20 protein-coding genes are annotated in these 22,078 nt (G+C 69.2%); 12 read left to right on the top strand and 8 right to left on the bottom strand.

What is annotated here, in order from left to right; translation table 11 throughout:
* Positions 1-125 precede the first annotated feature (125 nt).
* Positions 126-1,715: an alpha/beta hydrolase gene (locus ACGF7Y_RS11050; protein WP_393232042.1), complete on the bottom strand. Its 1,590-nt coding sequence runs from the start codon at positions 1,713-1,715 to the stop codon at positions 126-128.
* A 157-nt stretch (positions 1,716-1,872) separates the two neighbouring features.
* Here ACGF7Y_RS11050 and ACGF7Y_RS11045 point away from each other — a divergent pair, with 157 nt between their 5' ends.
* A complete protein-coding gene (locus ACGF7Y_RS11045; RefSeq protein ID WP_040871100.1) occupies positions 1,873-2,184 on the top strand; it encodes a GNAT family N-acetyltransferase in 312 nt (103 codons plus the stop codon).
* Between the two features lie 4 nt (positions 2,185-2,188).
* Here ACGF7Y_RS11045 and ACGF7Y_RS11040 read toward each other — a convergent pair whose 3' ends face one another.
* The gene (locus ACGF7Y_RS11040) at positions 2,189-2,950 is read right to left on the bottom strand and encodes a lysophospholipid acyltransferase family protein (protein ID WP_393232039.1); all 762 of its coding nucleotides are present in this window, start codon (positions 2,948-2,950) and stop codon (positions 2,189-2,191) included.
* 135 nt (positions 2,951-3,085) lie between these two features.
* On the opposite strand from ACGF7Y_RS11040, the gene ACGF7Y_RS11035 reads away from it, so the two are divergent.
* The 3 genes from ACGF7Y_RS11035 to ACGF7Y_RS11025 all read left to right on the top strand — a co-directional run bounded on the left by ACGF7Y_RS11035 (position 3,086) and on the right by ACGF7Y_RS11025 (position 5,139).
* The gene (locus ACGF7Y_RS11035) at positions 3,086-3,730 is read left to right on the top strand and encodes a YqgE/AlgH family protein (protein ID WP_393232038.1); all 645 of its coding nucleotides are present in this window, start codon (positions 3,086-3,088) and stop codon (positions 3,728-3,730) included.
* Positions 3,731-3,862: 132 nt separating this feature from the next.
* Complete coding sequence (locus tag ACGF7Y_RS11030) at positions 3,863-4,399, top strand: sigma-70 family RNA polymerase sigma factor (RefSeq protein WP_393232035.1); 537 nt, start codon at positions 3,863-3,865, stop codon at positions 4,397-4,399.
* Complete coding sequence (locus ACGF7Y_RS11025) at positions 4,396-5,139, top strand: anti-sigma factor family protein (protein ID WP_393232032.1); 744 nt, start codon at positions 4,396-4,398, stop codon at positions 5,137-5,139. The genes ACGF7Y_RS11030 and ACGF7Y_RS11025 overlap by 4 nt, the downstream gene beginning before the upstream one ends.
* Positions 5,140-5,196: 57 nt before the next feature.
* On the opposite strand, the gene ACGF7Y_RS11020 is transcribed toward ACGF7Y_RS11025, so the two are convergent.
* Positions 5,197-5,727 (bottom strand): EXLDI protein, encoded by a 531-nt coding sequence (locus ACGF7Y_RS11020; RefSeq protein ID WP_062973098.1) that lies wholly within the window; start codon positions 5,725-5,727, stop codon positions 5,197-5,199.
* 137 nt (positions 5,728-5,864) lie between these two features.
* On the opposite strand from ACGF7Y_RS11020, the gene ACGF7Y_RS11015 reads away from it, so the two are divergent.
* Genes ACGF7Y_RS11015 through ACGF7Y_RS11000 form a run of 4 tightly spaced genes read left to right on the top strand, consistent with a single transcriptional unit; the run spans position 5,865 to position 10,348 of the window.
* Positions 5,865-7,553 (top strand): thiamine pyrophosphate-binding protein, encoded by a 1,689-nt coding sequence (locus ACGF7Y_RS11015; RefSeq protein ID WP_393232029.1) that lies wholly within the window; start codon positions 5,865-5,867, stop codon positions 7,551-7,553.
* Between the two features lie 58 nt (positions 7,554-7,611).
* Positions 7,612-8,271, top strand: coding sequence for an SRPBCC family protein (locus ACGF7Y_RS11010; RefSeq protein ID WP_393232026.1), 660 nt, complete (start codon positions 7,612-7,614; stop codon positions 8,269-8,271).
* Positions 8,272-8,279: 8 nt separating this feature from the next.
* Positions 8,280-9,314 carry a 3-oxoacyl-ACP synthase III family protein gene (locus tag ACGF7Y_RS11005; protein WP_393232024.1) on the top strand — a complete coding sequence of 345 codons (1,035 nt, stop codon included), beginning with the start codon at positions 8,280-8,282 and terminating at the stop codon, positions 9,312-9,314.
* Complete coding sequence (locus tag ACGF7Y_RS11000; RefSeq protein WP_393232021.1) at positions 9,311-10,348, top strand: aminotransferase class I/II-fold pyridoxal phosphate-dependent enzyme; 1,038 nt, start codon at positions 9,311-9,313, stop codon at positions 10,346-10,348. Before ACGF7Y_RS11005 ends, ACGF7Y_RS11000 begins: the two co-directional genes overlap by 4 nt.
* Positions 10,349-10,509: 161 nt before the next feature.
* On the opposite strand, the gene ACGF7Y_RS10995 is transcribed toward ACGF7Y_RS11000, so the two are convergent.
* Both ACGF7Y_RS10995 and sigJ read right to left on the bottom strand, forming a co-directional pair.
* Positions 10,510-11,694, bottom strand: a complete 1,185-nt coding sequence (locus ACGF7Y_RS10995) for an NAD(P)/FAD-dependent oxidoreductase (RefSeq protein WP_393232020.1) — start codon at positions 11,692-11,694, stop codon at positions 10,510-10,512.
* 82 nt (positions 11,695-11,776) lie between these two features.
* Entirely contained in the window at positions 11,777-12,721 is a 945-nt protein-coding gene (gene sigJ / locus ACGF7Y_RS10990) for an RNA polymerase sigma factor SigJ (protein ID WP_393232018.1), read from the bottom strand.
* 154 nt (positions 12,722-12,875) lie between these two features.
* Here sigJ and ACGF7Y_RS10985 point away from each other — a divergent pair, with 154 nt between their 5' ends.
* A complete protein-coding gene (locus tag ACGF7Y_RS10985) occupies positions 12,876-13,241 on the top strand; it encodes a cupin domain-containing protein (protein ID WP_393232015.1) in 366 nt (121 codons plus the stop codon).
* A gap of 13 nt (positions 13,242-13,254) precedes the next feature.
* On the opposite strand, the gene ACGF7Y_RS10980 is transcribed toward ACGF7Y_RS10985, so the two are convergent.
* Positions 13,255-13,662 carry an SdpI family protein gene (locus tag ACGF7Y_RS10980; protein ID WP_391461370.1) on the bottom strand — a complete coding sequence of 136 codons (408 nt, stop codon included), beginning with the start codon at positions 13,660-13,662 and terminating at the stop codon, positions 13,255-13,257.
* Positions 13,663-13,826: 164 nt separating this feature from the next.
* Between ACGF7Y_RS10980 and leuS the strand changes: the two genes are divergently transcribed.
* Entirely contained in the window at positions 13,827-16,673 is a 2,847-nt protein-coding gene (gene leuS, locus ACGF7Y_RS10975) for a leucine--tRNA ligase (RefSeq protein ID WP_393232012.1), read from the top strand.
* 76 nt (positions 16,674-16,749) lie between these two features.
* Here leuS and ACGF7Y_RS10970 read toward each other — a convergent pair whose 3' ends face one another.
* Entirely contained in the window at positions 16,750-17,439 is a 690-nt protein-coding gene (locus ACGF7Y_RS10970) for an SDR family oxidoreductase (protein WP_393232009.1), read from the bottom strand.
* A gap of 228 nt (positions 17,440-17,667) precedes the next feature.
* On the opposite strand from ACGF7Y_RS10970, the gene ACGF7Y_RS10965 reads away from it, so the two are divergent.
* Together ACGF7Y_RS10965 and ACGF7Y_RS10960 are read left to right on the top strand one after the other, a co-directional pair.
* Positions 17,668-19,005 carry a glycogen debranching protein gene (locus ACGF7Y_RS10965; protein ID WP_393232007.1) on the top strand — a complete coding sequence of 446 codons (1,338 nt, stop codon included), beginning with the start codon at positions 17,668-17,670 and terminating at the stop codon, positions 19,003-19,005.
* Between the two features lie 74 nt (positions 19,006-19,079).
* Positions 19,080-19,817, top strand: a complete 738-nt coding sequence (locus ACGF7Y_RS10960) for a glycoside hydrolase family 25 protein (protein WP_393232004.1) — start codon at positions 19,080-19,082, stop codon at positions 19,815-19,817.
* Between the two features lie 105 nt (positions 19,818-19,922).
* Here the strand turns inward: ACGF7Y_RS10960 and ACGF7Y_RS10955 are convergent, their stop codons facing one another.
* Positions 19,923-21,989 (bottom strand): PhoX family protein, encoded by a 2,067-nt coding sequence (locus ACGF7Y_RS10955; RefSeq protein WP_393232001.1) that lies wholly within the window; start codon positions 21,987-21,989, stop codon positions 19,923-19,925.
* Between the last annotated feature and the right edge of the window lie 89 nt (positions 21,990-22,078).

Raw genomic sequence — 22,078 nt, 5'->3', positions numbered from 1 at the left:
CTCGGACGCCACCGGATCGGCCGCACCACGACACGTCCGCCCACGAAACCCGTGCGCTCACGAGCGTCCGGACAAGAACGCACATACCACTGGTGTGAGTCGGCGAACTCGCTGTACGGCAACGTTCAGCTTGCGGGCAGCGGGGCTTGGTCGGCGCGGGTGATGTCGACCTTCCCGGTGCGCAGGTAGGTGAGCACGGCCTCGTCCACCGCGGGATTGCCGCGACCGAACGTGCCGTGGTCGCCGCCGTCCACGACGACCAGCGTGCCGCCCAGCGCCGCGGCCATGGCCGGGCCGCCTTCGTATTTGGTCAGCGCGTCGTGGCGGCTCTGCAACACCAGCGGCGGGGTGCGCAGCCCCGCACCGGTGATCGGCACCGGCTTCGTCACGGGTTTCCAGGAACCACAGGCCATTCCCGAGCGCACCAGGTCGGCGCGCGCGTCCATGGCGTTGCCGCCGGAGGCTATGGTGCCTGCCGCGGCGCCGAGCAGTTCCGGCCTGCCGGGCACGGCGTTCTCGTTGCAGGTGATCGCGCTGAACACGAACCGCCCGGTGGGGTCGGTCGAGGTCGCGCCCTCGATGGCCCGCAGGCGCTGCACGTTCGCCGGATCGGCCGCGGCGTCGGCCATCGCGCGGGCGAAGACCGGCCAGAAGGTGCGGGTATAGGTGGCCACGGTGGTCGCGCCGAGCAGCGGCACCTGCGCGGAGACGCCGCCGCTGACCAAGGTGCGCAACAGGTTCTGCAGCTTGCCGAGCTGCTCGACGCTGCCGGTGTAGCCATCCCTGGCGATCTCGGCCAGCGGCTCGGGCAGCGCGCCGGGCAGGTCGCCGACGCTCGCGGGCGGCGGGGTCAGGTTGGCGTACCAGCCGCCGCCCTGGGCCGCCGCCAACCGGACCCAGTTGCGATAGACCTGCAATGCGGTATCGCCGAGGTGGTATTCGTCGTCGTGTTCGGCGATCCAGGCGAACAAGTCGTCCAGGCGCTGTTTGCCCGCGACCTGCTGCTGGGCGAACTCCTCGGTCCACACCCAATCCGGGTTGACGTTGGAGTCCAGGACCATCCGGTCCACCCGGTCGCCGAACAGCGCCGCGTACACCGCGCCGAGGTAGGTGCCGTAGGACGTGCCCAGGTAACCGATCCGCTCCAGCCGGAGCGCGGCGCGCACGGCGTCGATGTCGCGGGCGGTGTTCTCGGTGGTGATGGCGTCCAGGTAACCGGGCTGCGCCGCGTCACAGGCCTTCTTGATCTCGTCGCGATTGCCGCCGCCGAGCGAGACCTGCCGGCCCTGCTCGTTCTTGGTGCTCGTGCCGCATTCCAGTGGCGTGGCCCAGCGCAGACCACGCGGCTGGACGGCGATCCGGTCGTAGTGCTCGGCGAGCCCGGCGGGGAATACCTCCACCCGGCGCGCCCAGTAGTCCAGCGCGTCCGCGCCGGGACCGCCGGGGTTGGCGAACAGGACACCTTCCCGCTCGCCCGTGGCGGCGATCCGGCTGACGGTCAGCTCGATCGTGGGCCCATCCGGTTCGGCGTAGTTCATCGGCACGCTGACGACGGCGCACCGCACACCCCGATCGGCGGGCACCGCACCCTCCGGACACCGGCCGAAGGCGATTCCCGGCGCGGCGTTCGCGACGCCGGTGACGATCGATCCCACGAGCAGGCCTGCGGCGACCACGGTGGCCGCGACCCGCGAAACCCGCGGTGTCCTCATCATTTTCGTACCTCCCCGAGCCTGCCCGCTCGCGCGCGACGACGGACCCGACCAAGAGCATTCTGCGTAGGCCCGCCGGGACAGACAAGTCGGTGGCGGGATTCCGCCCGGTCGGGCGTGTGATTTATCCGGACACCGGCGCACAGAGTAGCGTCGAGCCATGTCGACCGAGGTCAGCAACAACACCGCACTGGAACGCTTCGAGATCTACGTCGACGGTGCGATCGCCGGCTACGCCGAATACCAGGACACGGCTTCCGAGCGCGCGTTCGTGCACACCGAGATCTACTCGTCCTACGAGGGCCAGGGCTATGCGCGGCTGTTGGTCGAGACCGCGCTGAACAGCACCCGCGACGACAAGCTCGGCGCGCTGCCCATGTGCCGGACGGTCCACCACTTCATCGAGACCCGCCCCGAATACCTCACGATGGTGCCGCACTGGGCGCGCGACCGGCTGAACCTGCCGCAGTAGGTCCTCAGTAGGCCGCGACGGCGGCGTCGAGCGCCTTCTGCAGATCGGTACGCACCAACCGGGCGATGTCGCCGGGCCGGGGCGGCAACTCGAGTATGGGGACCCCGAAGTGGAAGCTGGCTCCCTTGGCGTCCTCCTTCGTCGGCCGCACCGCCGGGTCCCGGCGCGGACCGTAGCTCAGTGCCATCGACACCAGCACGGGCTCGACGCCGAGCTTCATCGCGCGGAACGCGATGTGCCCGATGCCGCTGCCCACCGCTTGCACGCGGGCCGGGTCCACGTCGTTGCAGGTGCCCTCGGGGAAGACCGCGATGCCGTCGCCGCGGGCCAGCCGCTCCGCGCAGACGTCCATCATGCGCTGGCCCGCGGCGTTCACCGCGCGGATGCCGTGGTCCTTGCCGCGGAACACCGGGATCCCGCCCATCATGTCGATCTTGCGCCGCTGATCGGGATCGACGAACAGTTCGTCCTTGGCCAGCACGCGCACCCGGCCGATCACCCGCCGTAGCCCGCTGCGCCACGCGGCCGCGGCCACGGTGTAGGGGTCGCTCTCGGAGAGATGGTTGATCGCGATCAGCAGCGGCCTGTTCTGCCTGATCACCGTGCGGAGCGCGGCGCGCGCGCCCTCCGCGTAGGTGACGCGCGGGTGGTAGCGGCGGCCGAGAACGGCGTAGGCCCCCCATGCCTTCAGGCGGTTCTGGCGATGATCGCGGTAGTAGTCGTACACGGTGTCGCTGTTCTCGAGGCGCACCTCGGGCGGTTCCATGAGCTGGACTCTACGATGTGGCGCCGATGGCGCGACGGGGCGTCCGCCGTCGGCCGTCACCCGTTCGGCGAATCCGGAACACAGAAGTCGGCCGCAGAAGGCGCATTGTGGGCGAACAGCTGCGATGATGTCGGAGTGGCACGCGCAGAAGACCCGGACGATCGGAAGACCCGCGGCGGGCACGGTGACCGCAGGCGACGCGAGTTCCGGCACGGCGAGCAGGTGGTTCGTGCCGGGACGCTGCTGGTGTCGTCCACCGAACTGGTCGAACCCACTTTCCGGCGCACCGTCGTCTACATCATCGAGCACAACGAGGCGGGCAGCCTCGGCGTGGTGCTCAACCGCCCGAGCGACACGGCCGTGCACGACGTGCTGCCGCACTGGACGGACGCGGTCGCGGCGCCACGCACGTTGTTCATCGGCGGCCCGGTGAAGCGGGACGCCGCGCTGTGCCTGGGCACCGTCCGGGTGGGCGCGCGCATCGAGGGCGTCCCCGGGCTGCGGCGGATCGATGGACGGGTCGTCCTCGTCGACCTGGACGCCGATCCCGAGCGGGTCGCCCCGCTCGTCGAGGGCATCCGGATCTTCGCGGGCTACGCGGGCTGGACCTTCGGGCAGCTCGAGGGCGAACTGGAGAACGACGACTGGATCGTGGTCTCGGCCCTGCCGTCCGACCCGATCAGCACGGGCCGCGCGGACCTGTGGGCGCACGTGCTGCGCCGTCAGCCGCTCCCGCTGTCCTTGCTCGCGACACACCCGATTGAACTCGAACGCAACTGAGACCGTGTACTCCTCGAAGGGACCGAAGGAGACACGACATGAGACCCGACAACTGAACCGGCGAGAGCATGGGTGACGCATCGAATGCGCCCACCGACCGGACCCGCAATTCGAGCGGAGAGGTATCCAGTTGTGCGCAAGGTACGCGGCGAGACGGGCCCGCCCGACGACCAGTCCGAATTGATGCGGGCTCTCTACCAGGAACACGCCGCCCCGCTGTGGCGGTACACGCTCGGCTTGGTTCGGGACCGGGGACGGGCAGAGGACATCGTGCAGGAAGCGTTGCTGCGGGCCTGGCAACGGCCGAACGTCTTGGATCAATCCACCACGTCGGCGCGGGCGTGGCTGTTCACCGTGGCGCGCAATCTCGCCGTGGATGAGCACCGCAGCGCCCGCAGCAGGCGCGAGTTCCGCACCGACAACCCACCCGAACGGGCGGCCCCCGACCACTCCGATCGTGCGCTGGACGGCTGGCTGGTCGCCGATGCCCTCGGCAAGCTCAGCGCCGACCACCGCGAGGTGATCGTGCGGGCCTACTACCGGGGACTGTCCACCCATCAGATCGCCGAGGAACTCGACGTCCCGCCGGGCACGGTGAAGTCCCGGATGCACTACGGTATGCGCGCGTTGCGCCTGGCACTACAGGAGATGGGGGTGACGAATCAATGACGGACATCACCGACGACTTCAGCACGTGGGACGCCGCGTATGTGCTCGGCTCCCTCACCCGCGAAGAGCGCCTGCAGTACGAGAGCCACCTCGCCGCCTGCCCCGACTGCCGGGGCGCCGTGGCCGAACTCGCGGGATTACCGGGCATGCTCGCCCTCGTGGAGACCGACATCGCGCTCGCGATGATCGAGCCGCCCGCGCGAACCGCTGAGTCCGCGGCGGTCCCACCTCCCCCGCCCATGCCGACACTCCCACCGCCACCCCGGCTCGCCGACGCGGCCGAGCGGCGCCGCCGCCGCAGCGGCTGGACGTCGGTGGGCATCGCGGTGGCCTCCGCCGCGGCCGCGGTGGCGATCGCCGTCCCGATCGCGATCTCGGTGTCCGGATCGAACGATTCGCAGGAGCCGGGCACCAGCGAGCAGGCGTTCGTCGAACGCCAGATGACTCCGCTGGAGCCGACGCCGGTCTCGGCGAACTTCAAGCTCGTCCCGGCGGGCGACCGGACACGCGTGGTGATGTCCTGCAGCTACCCACCGGGCGAGCAGCTGCGCTACAGCGCGAATCTCGCGCTTTACGTCACCAGCACCAGCGGCCAGCAGCAGAAACTCGACGAGTGGCCCGCGGGCCCGGGCACCGAGCTGACCATCGACCGGACCATCGAGGGCGCACCCGATCAGGTCCGCTCGGTGGAGATCCGCGCGGCGAACACCGGGAGAGTGCTGCTCACCGGCACGGTCTGATCGTTCGGACGATCCCCTGCGGGGTACTGCCCCGCGGGGATCGCGGATCGGTGGCGGCTAGATGTCCAGGTCCTCGATCTTCGGCCCCCCGGCCACGTCCGCAACCCGCCGGTAGAGCTTGTCGGGCAGCTGCCCCTTCAACTCGTCCAGGGAATCCACCACGACGAAGACGAAATCGCCCCAGTCCTGTTGCCCGACGCCGAGCAGGCGGCGCCAGCTCTTCGGGTCCCGCCAGTCCTTGAGCCAGTTCGCGCCCGCGTCGACGGGATATTCGTCCCAGTTCGAATACTGGGCGTGCATCACGTACTTGCCCTTGCGGCTGCGATACACCTGGATGTGCTCGATCCGCGTATCGTTGACCTCGTGCCACTCCCCCAGCAGAGTGCCGGAGAAGCGGACTTGGCGCACACCGTCGCGGCCGACCTTGACCACGATCTCGTCGTAGCCCTCCAGCCGACCCTCCTCGAGTTCGATGAACCGGCGCAACGCCGTGACCACCGCACCCGAAAGGTTGCCGCCGACCAACTCTTGCGCGCGCTGGAACAGCGGAAGGTCGTCGTCGGCAACGTAGATCGTCTTGTTGGGCATACCCCGACTATACGTAGATGTATACGTACACGCAAGGTGTCACTCACCTTCGCCTGAAGCAGCGTTGAACCGTTCGGCGGTCCGGCCCGTATCACTCCTGTACGCAGTCGATTCATCGTCAGCGGAAAGGAGCGCCGATGCGGACTCGGGTCGTAGACCATCTGGTGCGAGCGGTGTCGGCGTTGGGTGTTCGGCACATCTTCGGGGTGGACGGCGCAAACATCGAGGACCTGTACGACGCGATCTTCGACGCGCCGGAGTACGTCACGGGGGTGGTCGCCAAGCACGAGTTCTCCGCGGCCACCATGGCCGACGGGTATGCCCGCAGCACAGGTGGCTTCGGCGTCGTCGCGGCGACCTCCGGCGGCGGTGCGATGAACCTCGTCGCCGGACTCGCCGAATCGTTCGCGTCGCGTGTGCCGGTACTCGCACTGGTCGGCCAGCCGCCGACCGCCCTGGAGGGCAACGGCGCGTTCCAGGACACCAGCGGACGCGCCGGGACCATCGATGCGGTCCGCCTCTTCGGCGCGGTCAGCACCTATTGCGCACGGGTGGAATCGGCCGCGGATGTGCCGGAGCAGCTGGACCGGGCGATGCGGGCCGCCCGGCACGGCGGTCCCGCGGTACTACTGCTGCCCAAAGACGTGCAGCAGGCCGAGCTGGGCAACGTCGCCCCGTTTCGGCCCAGCCCGCGAACGCGCCGGTCCGACCACGCCGGAATCGCTCGCGTACGCGCCGCGCTCACCACGGCCCGGCACACCGGCAAGATCGTGATCATCGCGGGTGATCAGGTCGCGCGCGACGACGCGCGCGCCGAGTTGGCCCGCTTGGCCACCGCGCTGGAGGCCGCGGTGGGCGTCGCGCCGGACGCGAAGGACACCTTCGACAACACCGATCCCGCCTTCCGCGGTGTCGCGGGCAGCATGGGTCACCCCGAGCTGACGGCGGCCATTCGCTCCTCGGCCCTGTGCCTGCTGGTCGGCACCCGGTTGCCGGTGCCCGCCCGCGCCGGCGCGGAGACCGCGCTCGCCGAACGCGCGGTCGCGAGCATCGGCGTGGCGCCGCCGTACCTGCCCGCCATCCACGCGACCAGTACCGATCTCGCGGGAACGCTCGCCGAACTCGCCGACGAACTGGACGACGGCAGCACCGGATCCGAACGCGTGCTCGCGGCGCAACCGCTGACTTCGCTGCGTGTGCCCGCCTCCTCCGGACCCGGTCTGCGCTATCGGGACGCGGTCGAGACGATCGACGCGGTCTTGCCCGAGGGCACCGACGTGTTCGCCGACGCGGGCAACACCGGGGCGGCCGTCGTGCACCACCTGCGGGTCCCACGGGGCGGCCGGTTCGTGGTCGCCCTCGGCATGGGCGGGATGGGTTACGCGTTCGGCGCCGGCATCGGGTCCGCGTTCGCGCGGCACGTGCGAGCGGATGGCGTCCGGCGGACGGTGGTCATCGCCGGTGACGGCTCGTTCTACATGCACGGTATGGAGTTGCACACCGCGATCGAGCACGCGCTGCCGGTCACCTTCGTCGTGCTGAACAACAACGCGCACGCCATGTGCGTGACCAGGGAGCAGCTGTACTACCGGGATCGCTACAGCTTCAACCGATTTCGTCCGGCCTACCTGGGCGCGGGCGTCGCCGCGATGTTCCCCGAGCTGCCCGCGTTCTCGGTGCACACCGTCGGCGATCTCGCCGCAGCGCTGCGACGCTGCCTGGAAACCGAGGGTCCGTCATTCCTTTCGATCGAATGCGACCCCGATGAGATCCCCCCGTTCCTGCCCTTCCTGACCACCGTCGAGCAATCCGGGAAGGCCCGATGACCCACACTCGCCCAACCCGTGCGGACGCCGCGCCTGCGCCCGCCGAGAGGAGCACCCCGTGACCGCGACTTCCCTGCCCGCCCTCAGCGACATCCCGGAGGAGGGTCTGCCGAATGTGCTCCGCGTCGAGAAGTTCGACAAGGAGGCCGCCACTCCGCTCATCATGGACATGCTGCGATCGGTGTACCCACACGACCAGATCTACGGCGAATACTGCCCGGTGCAGGGCTATATCGCCGCACCGCCGCGAGAGGTGTACGAATACCTCGCCGACACCAGGTCGCTGGAGGAGTGGACCTACAGCATGCGCGGGTTCGCCGAGACCGACGAACCCGGACTGTGGCTGGCCTATGACCGGCTGGGCGCCGACACCAAGATCTTCACCCGCACCGTCGCGAACCCCGACGCCATGACCGTCGACTACCACTGCGCCTGGGACCAGTCACGGCACCTGTGGATGATCTACCTGCTGCGCGTGGTCGACGCGCGAGTGGTGTTCGACAAGCCGGGTTCGGTTGTCCTGTGGGTGAATTGCAAGCACCCGTTCTACGACGAGAACCCCTACCCGGAGACCGCGCCGCCGAAGCGGGAGGTGTGGGTCGGCGATTTCTGGGAGCTGTTCTCGGCCGGTCATCAGCTGGAGATGGACAACCTCAAGGCCATCTGCGAGTACCGGGCCACCCACGGCCTGCCCATCAAGCCCGACTGGATGAAGTGAGACCCGCTATGCACCAGAACACCTCCGGCCTACCCCCGGTCAGCCTCGTCGACGTGTCCTCGTATCTACCCGGCGAACCGGTCGGCACCGAATACTTCACCCAGTTCGCCCGCTCGGACCGGATGGCCAAGAACGTCATGTTCCGCGCGCCCAAGGGCCGCCACCACATAGCGCGCGACGAGACCGCGGTGGACATGGTCGAGCGCGCCGTCGCACCGCTGATCGAACGCAACGGCGCCGACGCGATCGCCGAGGTCGACGTCCTGCTCACGCACACCCAGCTGCCGGACAATCCGGTGCTCGGCAGCGGCCCCGAGGTGGCCCGGCGGCTCGGCCTCCGTCCCTCGTACGTCTACGATCTGCACAACGGCGGGTGCGCGGCGTTCGTGCACATGATGGCGATGGCGCGCATGATCCTGCAGACCACCTCCGCCCGAACCGCCCTGATCGCGGCGAGCCAGAACTGCGCGGGACCGGTGTTCACCCAGACCGAGATCCGTAAGCTGGCCCAGGCTCCGGTGCCCGGCGACGGCTGCGGAGTGGGGCTGCTGCGCAAGGACGACAGCGCGCCGATCCTCGACATCGAATGCCGCACCTATCCCGAATTCGCGGGAGACATGGAGTTCTCCACCAACGGCGAGCGCAAGTACTGGGAGCCGGGCGAGGGACAGGGGTGCGTCAGCTTCACCGAGTCCAAGGTCACCAAGGTGTTCGCCAGGGGCAACCGGCTGGTTCCGGAAGTCGCCCTCGCGGTGTGCGATCGGCTCGGCGTGCGCGGACGCGACGTCGACACCTTCGTCACCAATCAGCCGAACCGTCTGTTCCTGCGCAACTGGCACGACGCGCTGGAGCTTCCGGCGCAGCGGCATCCCGACACCTTCGACTCCTGCGGAAATCTGTTCGCCGCCGGTATCCCGGTGACCCTGGACGTGGAGAACCGGGCGGGACGGCTGGCCAACGGCTCGCTGGTCCTGCTGGCGGGGTTCGCCCACGCGGGCGACTTCGCGGGCGCGGCCGCCGTCCGCTGGGGAGCCGCGCGATGAGCGTGCGCGTCGTCGACGGCACCCGGCCCTCCCGCAGGCACCCCGCGCCCCGGGTGCCGCCTCGTTTCGACCTCACCCTGAGCGAGAACCCGTTCCCGCCACTGCCTTCGGTGCTGCGGGCGGTGCACATGACGCTGGCACAGGCCAACCGATACCCGGAGTTCCTGCCGCATCGGCTGCCGTCGCTGATCGCCCGGCATGTGCATTTGCGGGCGGATCAGGTGGTGGTCGGCTCGGGGGCGACCGGGGTGGCCCTACAGATCATGCAGGCGCTGACCACGCCGGGCACGGAGATCGTCTACAGCGCGCCGACGTTCGACGGGTACCCGATCATGGCCGACATGACCGGCCTGGTCGCCGTGCCGGTGCCGCTGGACGCGACGGGGAACCAGGATCTGCGGGCGATGCGCCGCGCCATCGACCGGCGCACCGCACTGGTCGTGGTGTGCCGTCCGCACAATCCCACCGGCACGGTGCTTCCGGCGGATGAGCTGAAGGCGTTCCTGTCCGACGTGCCCGCCCGGGTTCCGGTGATTCTCGATGAGGCGTACGTCGAATTCCTCGGCGCGGCCGAGTGCGTCGACCCGCTGGCACTGATCGCGAAACACCCCAACCTGCTCGTCCTGCGGACCTTCTCGAAGGCGTACGGATTGGCCGGGCTGCGAATCGGTTACGCCTTCGGCAACACCGAACTGATCGCGCGAGTGGGCAAGTTGCAACTGCCCTTCGGGCTGAGCGCGGCGGCGGTGGCCGCGGTCGCCGCCTCCTACGCCGCCGAACCCGAACTCGCCGCACGAACGCTCCGCATCACCGGAGAACGAGACGCGCTCCGTGCCGCACTGGTGGCCCGCGGTTTCGCGATACCGGAAAGCCGCGCCAACTTCTTGTTCGTCCCCGGTCCCGGCACCGTCACCACCCTCCGTCGCGCGGGGATCGCCGCGAAGCCTTATCCGGACGGCAGCGCTCGGATCGCCGTCGGCGACCCCGCCGCCGACCATGCGGTTCTGCAAGCGCTTCTGGCGCACACTTCGTGACCGTTACGACGGCGACTTCTTGCACAGGTGGGCCGGTCGGCAGTGCGCTCGAGCCCGCGACGGCGCGGAGATGATCCGGCCGAGGCCGGTCTGCTTGCGGCGGAGGTAGGGCGGGCCGTGTCGGATCGTCCCGTCCGACACGGCCCGTACCGAGCGCGGCGTCACGCGGTGAGGGCGCGGATCGGCTCGGCGGCGGTGATGTGACGACGGCGAGACGGGAGCATCGATGTCGGGTGCGAGATGCTCCACGCCGCGCTCTTGCAGATGAACTCCTTGACTCGCGCGGCCGCCCGGCCGGTGAGGGCGGAGGGCTTGGGCTGATCGTCGGGGGTGACCCACTGGACGACGGCATCGCGGCGGCCGAGGCTGATGCACTGGGCGGTGTAGCCGATCGAATTGCCGGGGATCTTTCGGCCGGTCAGACGTGCGGCGATGACGTCGGCGGCGTGATATGCCGACGGGACACCCGAGGCGCAGGACATGCGCAGCGGCTCGCCGTTCGCCCCGGGGGCGAGCGCGGCGTCGCCGACGGCGTAGACATCGGGGTGCGAGACCGACCGCATCGTGTCGTCGACGATGATCTGCCCGGTCGCCGACACCCGCAGGGTGGTGGCCGCGGCGATCGGGTGGACGGCGAAACCGGCTGTCCACAGCGTCATTCGGGCGGGGATCGTGCGGCCGTCGCTGGTGACGGCGCCGGTCGGCTCGACGTGGGCGATGTCGGTGTGCTCGTGCACGGTGATGCCGAGCCGGTCGAACGCCTTGCGCAGATGCTGCTGGGCCTTCGCGCTCAGCCAGTCGCCGAGGCCGCCGCGAGCGACGACGGCGACCGCGAGATCCGGTCGAGCCTCAGCGATTTCGGTGGCGGCTTCGATGCCGGTGAGACCAGCGCCGACGACCAGCACGGTCGCACCCGCGCCCAAGCCGGCCAGACGCTCGCGCACCCGCAGCGCGGACTGCTTGCCCGCGATGTCGTAGGCGTGCTCGGCCACACCGGGCACGCCGCAGTCGGCGGCGGCGCTGCCGAGGGCGTAAACGAGAGTGTCGTAGGTGATCTCACGGCGGCCATCGGCGGCATCGATGTCGACCACCTTCCGGTCGACATCGATCGCGGTCACCCGCGCGGGCACAACCCGCACGCCCGTGCCGGCGAAGACATCGGCCAGCTCGCGGGTCTTCAGCTCCTGACCTGTGGCCAGCTGGTGCATGCGGACCCGCTCGACGAACTCCGGATCGGCGTTGACGAGATCGATCTCGACATCGGCGGGATGCAGCCGCTTGGCCAGGCGACCAGCGGCGTTGGCTCCGGCGTATCCCGCGCCGAGAACGACGATGCGATGCTTCATGGTCTCACTCCTGTCTGGGTGGTGTTCGCTTCCTGAACCGGACAGCGGCGCGGAACCTGACAGAAGCGGAGTGTGATCTAGGTCACCATACGTCGACCAGGGGGTTTCCGTGCTCGGACATCGCCCAGCGACGCGTGGCGCGGACGAGCTTGCTCGGGTTGGCCTGGGTGTGCACGGCCGCGATGCCGTCGGTCGTCACCTCCAGGCAGATGACACCGACGACCCGATCGCCGACCACGATCACCAGCGCGGGCACGCCATTGGCCACGGCGGCGAACAGAGCGGCGCGACCGCCGATCATCGCCCACTTGGCGCCGGTCGGCTCGAACAGACGGCGCAGGAATCGCGCCACCCGCAGCGCGCCGGTGATCGGCTCCGGTAGCGAGAAGACCACGCCGCCACCGTCACCCGCGCTGATCGCGTCGTCGGTCAACATCCGCACCAGCGAGTCGGTGTTGCCGCTCAGCGCGGCAGCGAGAAACTCGTCGACGATCTTGCGGGCGGCGGCCTCATCGATCTCCACGCGGGTCCGGTCGCCGGTCACGCGCTGTTTCGCGCGCCGGTAGATCTGATAGCAGTTGGACTCGGTGATATCGAGGATCTCGGCGATCTCGTTGTGCGCGTAGCCGAATGCCTCGCGAAGCACATACACCACGCGCTCATTGGCCGACAGCCGTTCCATCAGGGTGAGCATCGCGATCGACACCGATTCGCGTTGCTCGACGGTCTCGGCCGGGCCGAGCATCCGGTCCCCGGCAAAGATCGGCTCGGGCAGCCACTGGCCTACATATGCCTCTCGCCGTACCCGTGCCGAAGCGAGCTGGTTGAGGCAGATATTGGTGAGCACCTTCGTCAGCCACGCCTCGGGCGTCTCGACGAACGCGCGGTCGGCGGCGTGCCAGCGCATGAACGTATCCTGCACCGCGTCCTCGGCATCGCTCGCCGAACCCAACAGGCGATACGCGATCGCCTCCAGTCGCGGCCGGCAGTTCTCGAATACCTCGACCTCAGGCGCACCAGCCGACATGGCTCGAAACTAACCGTCGCCGCCCGCTTCCGCCAACCGCTACACCCGCCACCCCAGAACAGATCAGTAGCGGACGTCGATGAGGCCACCCAGCCGGTACGGACGACGTCCGGGCAGGCTTGGAGTAGTCGAGCGGAAGTGATTCGATCGAGGGATGTGGCGCGCATTCGAGGCCAACCCGGCGCCCGCGCACGGGACCGCCAGTCGGGTCCTGTTCCGGTTCGCCGTGGGACGACGAGCGTTCATCCTGCGCCAGACGATCATCGAACCCGGCGGCTCCAGCGGGTGGCACTATCACGACGGGACGCTGTTCGTCCTCGTCGCGCGGGGGACGCTCGATCACCCGGGCGCGGACTGCGCGCCGGTCACCTATCGGCGGTGGCGAGTCTTCCGCGAACCGAGCGGGCCGCGCTACCCGCATGTCGCCCGCAATATCGGGACCGAGCCGGTGCTGCTGTGCGTGCTCTACGTCACTCCGGTCGGCAGCCCGCTGTCGCGCAGCGTGGCGCCGCCGAAGTGAAGCGCGGTTGCCCTCAGCTCGCGGGCTGGCAGGCGTCGCGAAGTGAGCACGCTCCGCAGGAGCTGCCGCAACCGCCGGTCTCGGGGGGCGGAGCGATGGCGTCGGCGGCCTGTGCGGCGGCATTCGCGCCCGCGCCGAGGGTGAACAACGCGACCACGGCGGTGCAGGCCGCGACCACCAGCGCGACGAATCCGCCGGCGACCAGCGCGACGAGACCACCGGCGAACAGCAACGCCCCGGCCGCGATCGAGGTGGGCGCGGCGACCCGGTTGGCGACGCGGAACGTCTCGCCGGTGGACAACGCGGCCTCGGTGTGCACCCCGAAGAAACGATTGCGGGGCAACCGGCCGGTCAGCCCGAGTGCGCCGGTGGTGACGGCTACGACAGCCAGCGCGAACAGGACGAGAGCGACGACGAACACCCATGCAGGCTAGCGCATCGGTGCCGCCGGGCCGATGACGGGCGGTGCGACCGAGAACACGTCGGCAAAGTCCAGGCCAGCCCGATTTTCGGTCCAGCGGAGGTGACGTTCTACCCTGATAGACGAAGTTTGTCGGGGATCGGCGACCACAAGAAGGCAGGACCGTGCAAGACACACGCGCAACCGAAAGCGATGTACCAGAGCATCGGTACAACGCGGAGCTTGCCGGCCGCATCGAACGCCGGTGGCAGCGAACGTGGGACGAACGCGGAACCTTCCATGCGCCGAACCCGGTGGGACCGCTGGCGGGCCCGACGCCGCCGGACAAGCTGTTCGTGCAGGACATGTTCCCCTACCCCTCGGGCGCGGGGCTGCACGTCGGACATCCGCTGGGTTATATCGCCACCGATGTCTTCGCCCGCTACCACCGCATGCACGGCCGCAATGTGCTGCACGCCCTCGGCTACGACGCCTTCGGCCTGCCCGCCGAGCAGTACGCGGTGCAGACCGGCGCGCACCCGCGCGAGACCACCGAGTCGAACATCGCCACGATGCAGCGCCAGCTGGACCGGCTGGGTCTCGGCCACGACCGGCGGCGCTCGTTCGCGACCACCGACCCGGAGTACTACCGCTGGACGCAGTGGATCTTCCTGCGCATCTACAACGCCTGGTACGACCAGGAGGCCGATCGCGCCCGCCCGATCACCGAGCTGGAGGCCCAGTTCGCCTCCGGTGCGCGGGCGGTCCCGGACGGGAAGGACTGGGCCGCGCTGAGTCCCGCCGAACGCGGCGCGCTGCTGGACTCCTACCGCTTGGTCTACCAGACGGATTCGATGGTGAACTGGTGCCCGGGTCTGGGCACCGTGCTGTCCAACGAAGAGGTCACCGCCGAAGGTCGCAGTGAGCGCGGGAACTTCCCGGTGTTCCGGAAGCGGCTGTGGCAGTGGATGATGCGCATCACCTCCTACGCCGACCGGTTGGTCGACGATCTCGACCGGCTGGACTGGCCGGAGAACGTCAAGGCCATGCAGCGCAACTGGATCGGGCGTTCGCGCGGGGCGCAGGTGAGGTTCGACGCCGACGGCGAGCAGATCGAGGTTTTCACCACCCGGCCCGACACCCTGTTCGGCGCGACGTACGTCGTGCTGGCGCCCGAACACGAGCTGGTGGACAAGCTGACCGCGGCCGCGTGGCCCGCCGACGTCGATCCCCGCTGGACCAACGGCGGGGCCGCGTCCCCGGCGGACGCCGTCGCGGCCTACCGCAGGTCGATCGCGGCCAAATCGGATCTGGAGCGTCAGGAGAACAAGGAGAAGACCGGCGTCTTCCTGGGCAACTACGCCACCAACCCGGTGAACGGCACACCTGTGCCGATCTTCATCGCCGACTACGTGCTCAGCGGATACGGCACCGGCGCGATCATGGCGGTACCCGGCCACGACCAGCGCGACTGGGATTTCGCCACCGCGCTCGGGCTGCCGATCAAAGAGGTCATCTCCGGCGGCGACATCACCGTCTCGGCCCACTCCGGTGAGGGCGAACTGGTGAATTCCGGCTACCTGGACGGGCTGTCGGTCGAAGACGCCAAGGCCACGGTGATCGCCCGGCTGGAGTCCGACGGCCACGGCACCGGCACCATCCAGTACAAGCTGCGCGACTGGCTGTTCGCCCGGCAGCGCTATTGGGGCGAGCCGTTCCCGATCGTCTACGACGAGCAGGGCGCACCGCACGCGCTGCCGGAGTCCATGCTGCCGGTGCGGCTGCCGGAACTCGACGACTTCGCGCCGGTGACCTTCGACCCGGACGACGCGACGTCCGAACCGTCGCCGCCGCTGGCCAAGGCCACCGACTGGGTGCATGTCGAACTGGACCTGGGCGATGGGCCCAGGAAATACCGCCGCGACACCAACGTCATGCCGAACTGGGCGGGCAGCTCGTGGTATCAGCTGCGCTACGCCGATCCGACGAACACCGAGGCGTTCTGCGCCCAGGAGAACGAGGCGTACTGGCTGGGTCCGCGCGCCGAGGTCGGCGGGCCGGACGATCCGGGCGGCGTGGACCTGTACGTCGGCGGTGTCGAGCACGCGGTGCTGCACCTGCTGTACGCGCGGTTCTGGCAGAAGGTGCTGTTCGACCTGGGCGATGTCAGCAGCTCGGAGCCGTACCGGCGACTGTTCAACCAGGGCTACATCCAGGCGCACGCCTATACCGACGAGCGCGGCGCGTACGTGCCGGCCGCCGAGGTGGTCGAACGCGACGGCCAGTTCTTCTGGACCGACGCCACCGGCACCGAGATCAGGGTGTTCCAGGAGTACGGCAAGATCGGCAAGTCGCTGAAGAACGCCATCTCCCCGGACGAGATGTGCGATCTGTACGGCGCCGACACCTTCCGCTTCTACGAGATGGCCATGGGTCCGCTGGACACCTCGCGGCCGTGGGCCACCAAAGACGTCGTCGGCGCGCACCGGTTCCTGCAACGGGCCTGGCGCCTGGTGGTGAACGAGGAGTCCGGCGCGCTGCGGGTCACCGACGCCGAGCCGACCGGCGAGACGCTGCGCCTGCTGCACAAGACGATCGCGGGCGTGGACGAGGATTTCGCCGCGTTGCGCGACAACACGGCGGGCGCCAAGCTGATCGAGCTGACCAACCACCTGACCAAGAGCTACCCGGACGGCGCGCCGCGCTCGGTGGTGGAGCCGCTGGTGCTGATGCTGGCGCCGCTGGCCCCGCACGTCGCCGAGGAGCTGTGGGAGCGGCTGGGCCACACCACGTCCCTGGCGCACGGCCCATTCCCGGTCGCCGATCCCGCCCTGCTGGTCGAGGAGTCGGTGGAGTACCCGATTCAGGTGAACGGCAAGGTGCGCAGCCGGATTCAGGTGGCGGCCGACGCGGACAACGCGGCGATCGAGGCGGCCGCGCTGGCCGATGAGAAGATCGCCCAGCTGCTCGACGGCGCGGCGCCGCGCAAGCTGATCGTGGTGCCCGGACGCTTGGTGAACATCGTCGCCTGAGCGCTCGGCGGGCCCGCCCCGCGTCGCACCGGTCGGCACCGGCGAGCTGTCGGCCGGGCGAACGCGCCCGCGGATATCAGTACGGCCGGAGCACGACCTCGGTCGGGTGTGCGTCGCGCGGAGTGTCGATGGCGCAACGCACCGTGTATGCCACCGTCTCGGGGGTGAGGAAATCCTCCGCCCGGTACTCGCGCCCCTCGCCCGCGATGATCTCTCGCTGCATGTCGGTGTCGATGCGCCCCGGATGGATCGAGGTCACCCGCAGTTCCGGCTCCTCCTGCCGCAACGCGTCACCGAAAGCGCGCAGTCCGAACTTGCTCGCCGCGTAGGACGCCCAGCCCGCGTTGGCGCGCAGCCCGGCACCCGAGTTGATCAGCACCACGTGTCCCTTGCCCGCCCGCAGCGCGGGCAGCAGCAGCCGGGTGAGCTCGGCGACGGCGATGAGGTTGGCCTCCAACGTGTTCCGCCACTGTTCGACGGTGGACCCGGCGATCGTGCCGAGATCGGCGATGCCCGCGTTGTGCACCAGTACGTTCAGGCTCCGGATCGGCGCGACCGCTTCGGCGAGGGCGGCATAGTCGGTCAACTCGACCGGCCGGCCCTGAGCGGCGGGCAGCTCCGCCAGGATGCCGCGTAGCGACTCCGCGGATCGGGCGCCCAGCAGCAGGTCGTGCGTGGGTGCGAGTTCGCGGGCGATCGCGGCGCCCAGGCCCCGGCTGGCGCCGGTGATCAACGCGGTCGGTTTCGCGGGCGCGGCGGAAGTCATGGGCCCCACCGTAACCGGCCGGGTGAAGGAGGCGTAGAAACGCGTAGCACTGGACGAACGACTAGCGCTGCACACCGAATCCAGGCGACAATCTCGAGCAGCGAATCACGGACGGGGCATGCGAAAGTGAGAACCGCCGAACACCAACCGGCCACGGGCCCAGGGGCCGGGGACGAAACGGACACCGCTGAGCGGGCATATCTGCGGGTGACATCGCAGAATAGGGGGATGGCACATCCGGGCTTCACCCCCACCCAGCTCGCGGCCCGCGCTGCCTACCTGCTGCGCGGCAACGATCTGGGCACGATGACCAGCGCGGCGCCACGCCTGTACCCGCACATGTGGAGCTGGGACGCGGCGTTCGTCGCGGTCGGCCTCGCGCCGCTGAGCGTGGAGCGGGCGGTGATCGAACTGGACACCCTGCTCTCGGCGCAGTGGAAGAACGGCATGATCCCGCACATCGTCTTCGCCAACGGCGTGGACGGATATTTTCCCGGCCCGGCCCGCTGGGAGTGCCGCAAACTGGCGGCCAACGCCCCGGACGACCTGGACACCTCCGGGATCACCCAACCGCCCGTGCACGCCATCGCGGTGCAGCGGATCCTGGATCATTCGCGCAGGCACGGCCGCACTACCAGGTCCGTGGCCGAGGAGTTCCTCAACCGGCGCTGGCCGGATCTGGTGCGCTGGCACCGCTGGCTGGCACACGCCCGCGATCCCAAGGAGACCGGCCGCATCACCCTGTATCACGGCTGGGAGTCCGGAATGGACAACTCGCCGCGCTGGGATCGCGCTTACGAGCACGTAGTCCCCGGCGACCTGCCGCCCTACCGCCGCGAGGACGTGCTGGTGGTGTCCGATCCGACCCAGCGGCCCACCGACCGCGAGTACGACCGCTACCTGTGGCTGGTGGAGCAGATGCGCCGCGCGGGCTACGACGACTACCAGCTCGCCTCCACCATGAGCTTCGCCGTCGAGGACGTGTTCGTCACCGGGATCTTCTCGCTGGCCTGCGAGGTGCTGGCCAACATCGGCGAGGAGTACAAGCAGCCGCACGCCGACGTGCGCGATCTCTACGCCTGGGCCGACCGGTTTCGCGCGGGCGTCGTCGCGACGGCCGATGCCCGCACCGGCGCGGCCCGCGATTTCGACGTGCGGTTACAGCGGTGGATCAACACCGAGACGCTCTCGATGTTCGCGCCGCTGCTGTGTGGCGGCCTACCCCGCGACACCGAGCGCGCTCTGCTGCGCGTGTTCGAGGGTCCGCGCTTCTGCGGCCACCCGGATCTGCGCTACGCGCTGCCGCCCTCGACCTCGCCGGTGTCCAAGGACTTCCGTTCCCGCGAGTACTGGCGCGGCCCGGTGTGGCCGGTGATGAGCTGGCTGTTCTCCTGGGTTTTCGCCAGGCGCGGCTGGGCCGAGCGCTCGTTCATGCTGCGCGCCGAGGGCTTGCGGCAGGCCAGCGACGGCAGCTTCGCCGAGTACTACGAGCCGTTCACCGGCGAACCGCTCGGCAGCATGCAGCAGTCGTGGACGGCGGCCTCGGTCCTGGATTGGCTGGGGTGAAAGCCACAGGACAGTTCTGACACCCCATTCGTCACACTGGTAACATTCAGAGCGAATGGCTATCGTCGTGCGGCATGGGTATCTGGAGGTCGACCACTCGCCGCGGCACAGCGCTGTCGCTGCTCGCACTGTCCGGCATCCTCGTCGCCACGCACCCCGCGACCGCCACGCCGACCGGTCCGGACGTCTCCTCGTGGCAGCACACCGGCGGCAGCCCGATCGACTGGTTCGCGGTCAAGCGTGCCGGCCACAACTTCGCCATGGTCAAGGCCACCGAGGGGCTCAGTTACATCAACCCGTACTTCGTGCCCGACAGTCTGCTGATGCGCGCGGCCGGAATGGCTCGGGGCACCTACCACTACGCCCGCCCCAACCTGCCGCCCGAACCGCAGGCCGCGCTGTACGCGGCGGTGGTACTCGGACAGAACGGACCGCTCGACCTGCCGCCCGTGCTGGACTTGGAGGACTCCGGCGGTCTCGGCCCGGCGGCTTTGATCGACTGGACCCGCCGCTACCTGAACACCGTGGAAACGCTCACCGGCCGCGTCCCCATCGTCTACACCTATCCCAACTTCTGGCGTACCGCGATGGCCGACACCGCCGAGTTCGCCGATCACCCGCTGTGGATCGCCGACTATCGCGGCAACGCCCAACCCGAGGTGCCCGGCGGTTGGTCTACCTGGACGTTTTGGCAGACCACCGACAGCGGCGCCATTCCCGGCATCGCGGGCCGCGTCGACCTCAACGTCTACAGCGGCGCCCAGGGTGATTTCGCCGGCTACGCCAACATCAGCGGCACCGGCAGTAGCTGAGAGCGGAGCCGCTACTCGCCCAGTCGAGTAGCGGCTCCACCCGTGGGAAAAGCCGCGGATGGTGGTCGGCCGTGGTCGCAGGGGCCGGTGGCCGCGGCTGTGGTCTCAGACCCCGATGCGGCCGCCGGCCTTCTTCCAGACCGCCACGACCGAGGGGCGAGGCTGGGAGGTGCCGCCGTCGGGCCAGTGCGACAGCGGGTTCTCCGGAGTGGCGTCGTCGGCCTCGCCGGGATGCTGCACGCACACCATGACCCGGGCCTCGCCGACTACCGGACCGCAGGTCTCCGCACCGCGCGGGACGGTCAGGAACTGCTTGGTCCGGCCGCGATTCGGGCCGTCGAGCACCACGGCGAACAAGCCGTCGTTCGACTTCGACGCGTTGCCGTCGGTGGCGATCCACAGGTTGCCGTATGGGTCGAAGGCCAGGTTGTCCGGGCAGGAGATCGGGCTGACCTTCGACTTGTCGTATCCGGCGAAGTAGGTGTCGGCCGCCGCGGGATCGCCGCAGACCAGCAGCAGCGACCAGGTGAAGTCGGTGCCGGTGTGGTTGTCGTCGATCTCCAGGATCTGACCGTTCTTGTTGAGCTTGCGCGGGTTCGCCTCGTCCGGCCCCTGCTTGCCCTCCGCGCCGCGGTTGTCGTTGTTGGTCAGCGCCACGTACACCTTGCCGGTGTACGGGTTGGCCTCGAAGTCCTCCGGGCGGTCCATCTTGGTGGCGCCCACCTTGTCGGCGGCCAGGCGGGTGAAGACCGCCACCTCTTCCGCGCTCATGCCATCGACCAGCGACTTGCCCTTGCCGTCCGCACCGGTTTCCAGCAGCGGGATCCACTTGCCGGTGCCGGTGAAGCCCTTGTCCGACGGCTTGGCGCCGGTGCCGTCGATCTTGTCCGCGTGGTCGCCGGTGAGCTTGGCGACGTACAGCGTGCCCGCGTCCAGGATGGTCAGGTTGTGCCGCATGCTGGCCGCACCGGTGCCCGACTGAATCTTGCGCGAGGACACGAACTTGTACATGTATTCGAATTTTTCGTCGTCACCGGTGTAGGAGACGACGTCGCCGTTCTTCGTTACGTAGATGGTGGCGGCCTCGTGCTTCACCCGGCCCATCGCGGTGTGCTTGATCGGCGTCGAGTTCGGATCCCACGGGTCGACCTCGATGACGTACCCGAATCGGTTGGCCTCGTTGGGTTCCTGCGCCAGATCGAAGCGCTTGTCCGCGCGCTCCCACAGGTTGGCGGTCTTGCCCGCGGCGAGACCGTAGCGCTTCAGCCGCGCGGCGGCGGCCGACTCGGTCACCTTGTCCGCGTTGGCGAAGTAGCCGTGGAAGTTCTCCTCGCCCGACAGCACGGTGCCCCACGGGGTCAGGCCGCCGGAGCAGTTGGCGAATGTGCCGAGCACCTTGGTGCCGGTCGGATCGGCCGAAGTCTTCACGAAGTCGCTGCCCGCGGCGGGACCGGTCAGCTTGAACTCGGTGGCGGCGGTGATCCTGCGGTTGTACTTGCCGAAGGCGGGAACCAGCTTGCCCGAACCGGATTCGCCGTGCACCTCGACAACGGTCAGTCCGTGGGCGGCCATGGTGACCGCGATCTGCTCGTCGGTCGGCGCGTCCTTGTTGTAGCCACGGAACATGTGCGGGCTGGTGGTGTACTCGTGGTTGACCACGAGCAGGTAGCCGTTGGCCTGGCCCTCGATCGGCAGCAGAGCGGCGAAGTCGTTGTTGTAGCCGAACTGCTTCGCCTGCGCGGCGGCGGTCTGCTTGTCGAAGTCGAAGGCGGGCGCGTCGGGGAACAGCGGATCGCCCCAGCGGATCACGACGGACTGCTCGTAACCGTCCGGGATCACCACGGCGTCTTCCTTGTTCGGCGCGACAGCGGCGAAGTCGACACCGGTTCCCGGCGGGCCCGCTGGCGAGGTCGACGCCACGGATGCGGGCTCGTTGTCGTCACCGCAGGCCGCGAGGACGCTGCCCGCGCCGACCGCGAGCACGGCGGCCGCACCGCCCTTGATCAGCCCGCGCCGGTTCAGCGAGCTGACGATGTCACCGAAGTAGGCCCCCGAGGAGGTGTTCGGCGCCTCGTGGAAGCACGCGTTCGCGCACTTGTATTCACAGGTCACGGCGGCGCGCGACGACTGTCCGTCGTGCTTCACGAAAAGGGCGAGTGGCTGAAGACTCACGGTGACTCCTGGGTTGGGCCGACGGCCGCACGGTAAACCATCCGGACAATGCGGAATAGACGACAAAGTGAACAGCCGCCCAATTAGGT

This window comes from Nocardia sp. NPDC047654, from assembly GCF_043205035.1.
In the GTDB taxonomy this organism is placed as follows: Bacteria; Actinomycetota; Actinomycetes; order Mycobacteriales; family Mycobacteriaceae; genus Nocardia.
Note: the sequence above shows the minus strand (reverse complement) of the source record. Positions and strands in the feature narration are given on the sequence as shown.

Excerpts from the sequence above, each read along its gene's own strand:
- ACGF7Y_RS11000 (WP_393232021.1), top strand. The coding sequence starts at position 9,311 with ATGAGCGTGCGCGTCGTCGACGGCACCCGGCCCTCCCGCAGGCACCCC.
- ACGF7Y_RS11040 (WP_393232039.1), bottom strand. The coding sequence starts at position 2,950 with ATGGAACCGCCCGAGGTGCGCCTCGAGAACAGCGACACCGTGTACGAC.
- sigJ (WP_393232018.1), bottom strand. The coding sequence starts at position 12,721 with ATGTCGGCTGGTGCGCCTGAGGTCGAGGTATTCGAGAACTGCCGGCCG.
- ACGF7Y_RS11005 (WP_393232024.1), top strand. The coding sequence starts at position 8,280 with ATGCACCAGAACACCTCCGGCCTACCCCCGGTCAGCCTCGTCGACGTG.
- ACGF7Y_RS10960 (WP_393232004.1), top strand. The coding sequence starts at position 19,080 with ATGGGTATCTGGAGGTCGACCACTCGCCGCGGCACAGCGCTGTCGCTG.
- ACGF7Y_RS11050 (WP_393232042.1), bottom strand. The coding sequence starts at position 1,715 with ATGATGAGGACACCGCGGGTTTCGCGGGTCGCGGCCACCGTGGTCGCC.
- ACGF7Y_RS10965 (WP_393232007.1), top strand. The coding sequence starts at position 17,668 with ATGGCACATCCGGGCTTCACCCCCACCCAGCTCGCGGCCCGCGCTGCC.
- ACGF7Y_RS11020 (WP_062973098.1), bottom strand. The coding sequence starts at position 5,727 with ATGCCCAACAAGACGATCTACGTTGCCGACGACGACCTTCCGCTGTTC.
- ACGF7Y_RS11015 (WP_393232029.1), top strand. The coding sequence starts at position 5,865 with ATGCGGACTCGGGTCGTAGACCATCTGGTGCGAGCGGTGTCGGCGTTG.
- ACGF7Y_RS10970 (WP_393232009.1), bottom strand. The coding sequence starts at position 17,439 with ATGACTTCCGCCGCGCCCGCGAAACCGACCGCGTTGATCACCGGCGCC.
- ACGF7Y_RS11045 (WP_040871100.1), top strand. The coding sequence starts at position 1,873 with ATGTCGACCGAGGTCAGCAACAACACCGCACTGGAACGCTTCGAGATC.
- ACGF7Y_RS11025 (WP_393232032.1), top strand. The coding sequence starts at position 4,396 with ATGACGGACATCACCGACGACTTCAGCACGTGGGACGCCGCGTATGTG.
- ACGF7Y_RS10995 (WP_393232020.1), bottom strand. The coding sequence starts at position 11,694 with ATGAAGCATCGCATCGTCGTTCTCGGCGCGGGATACGCCGGAGCCAAC.
- ACGF7Y_RS10985 (WP_393232015.1), top strand. The coding sequence starts at position 12,876 with ATGTGGCGCGCATTCGAGGCCAACCCGGCGCCCGCGCACGGGACCGCC.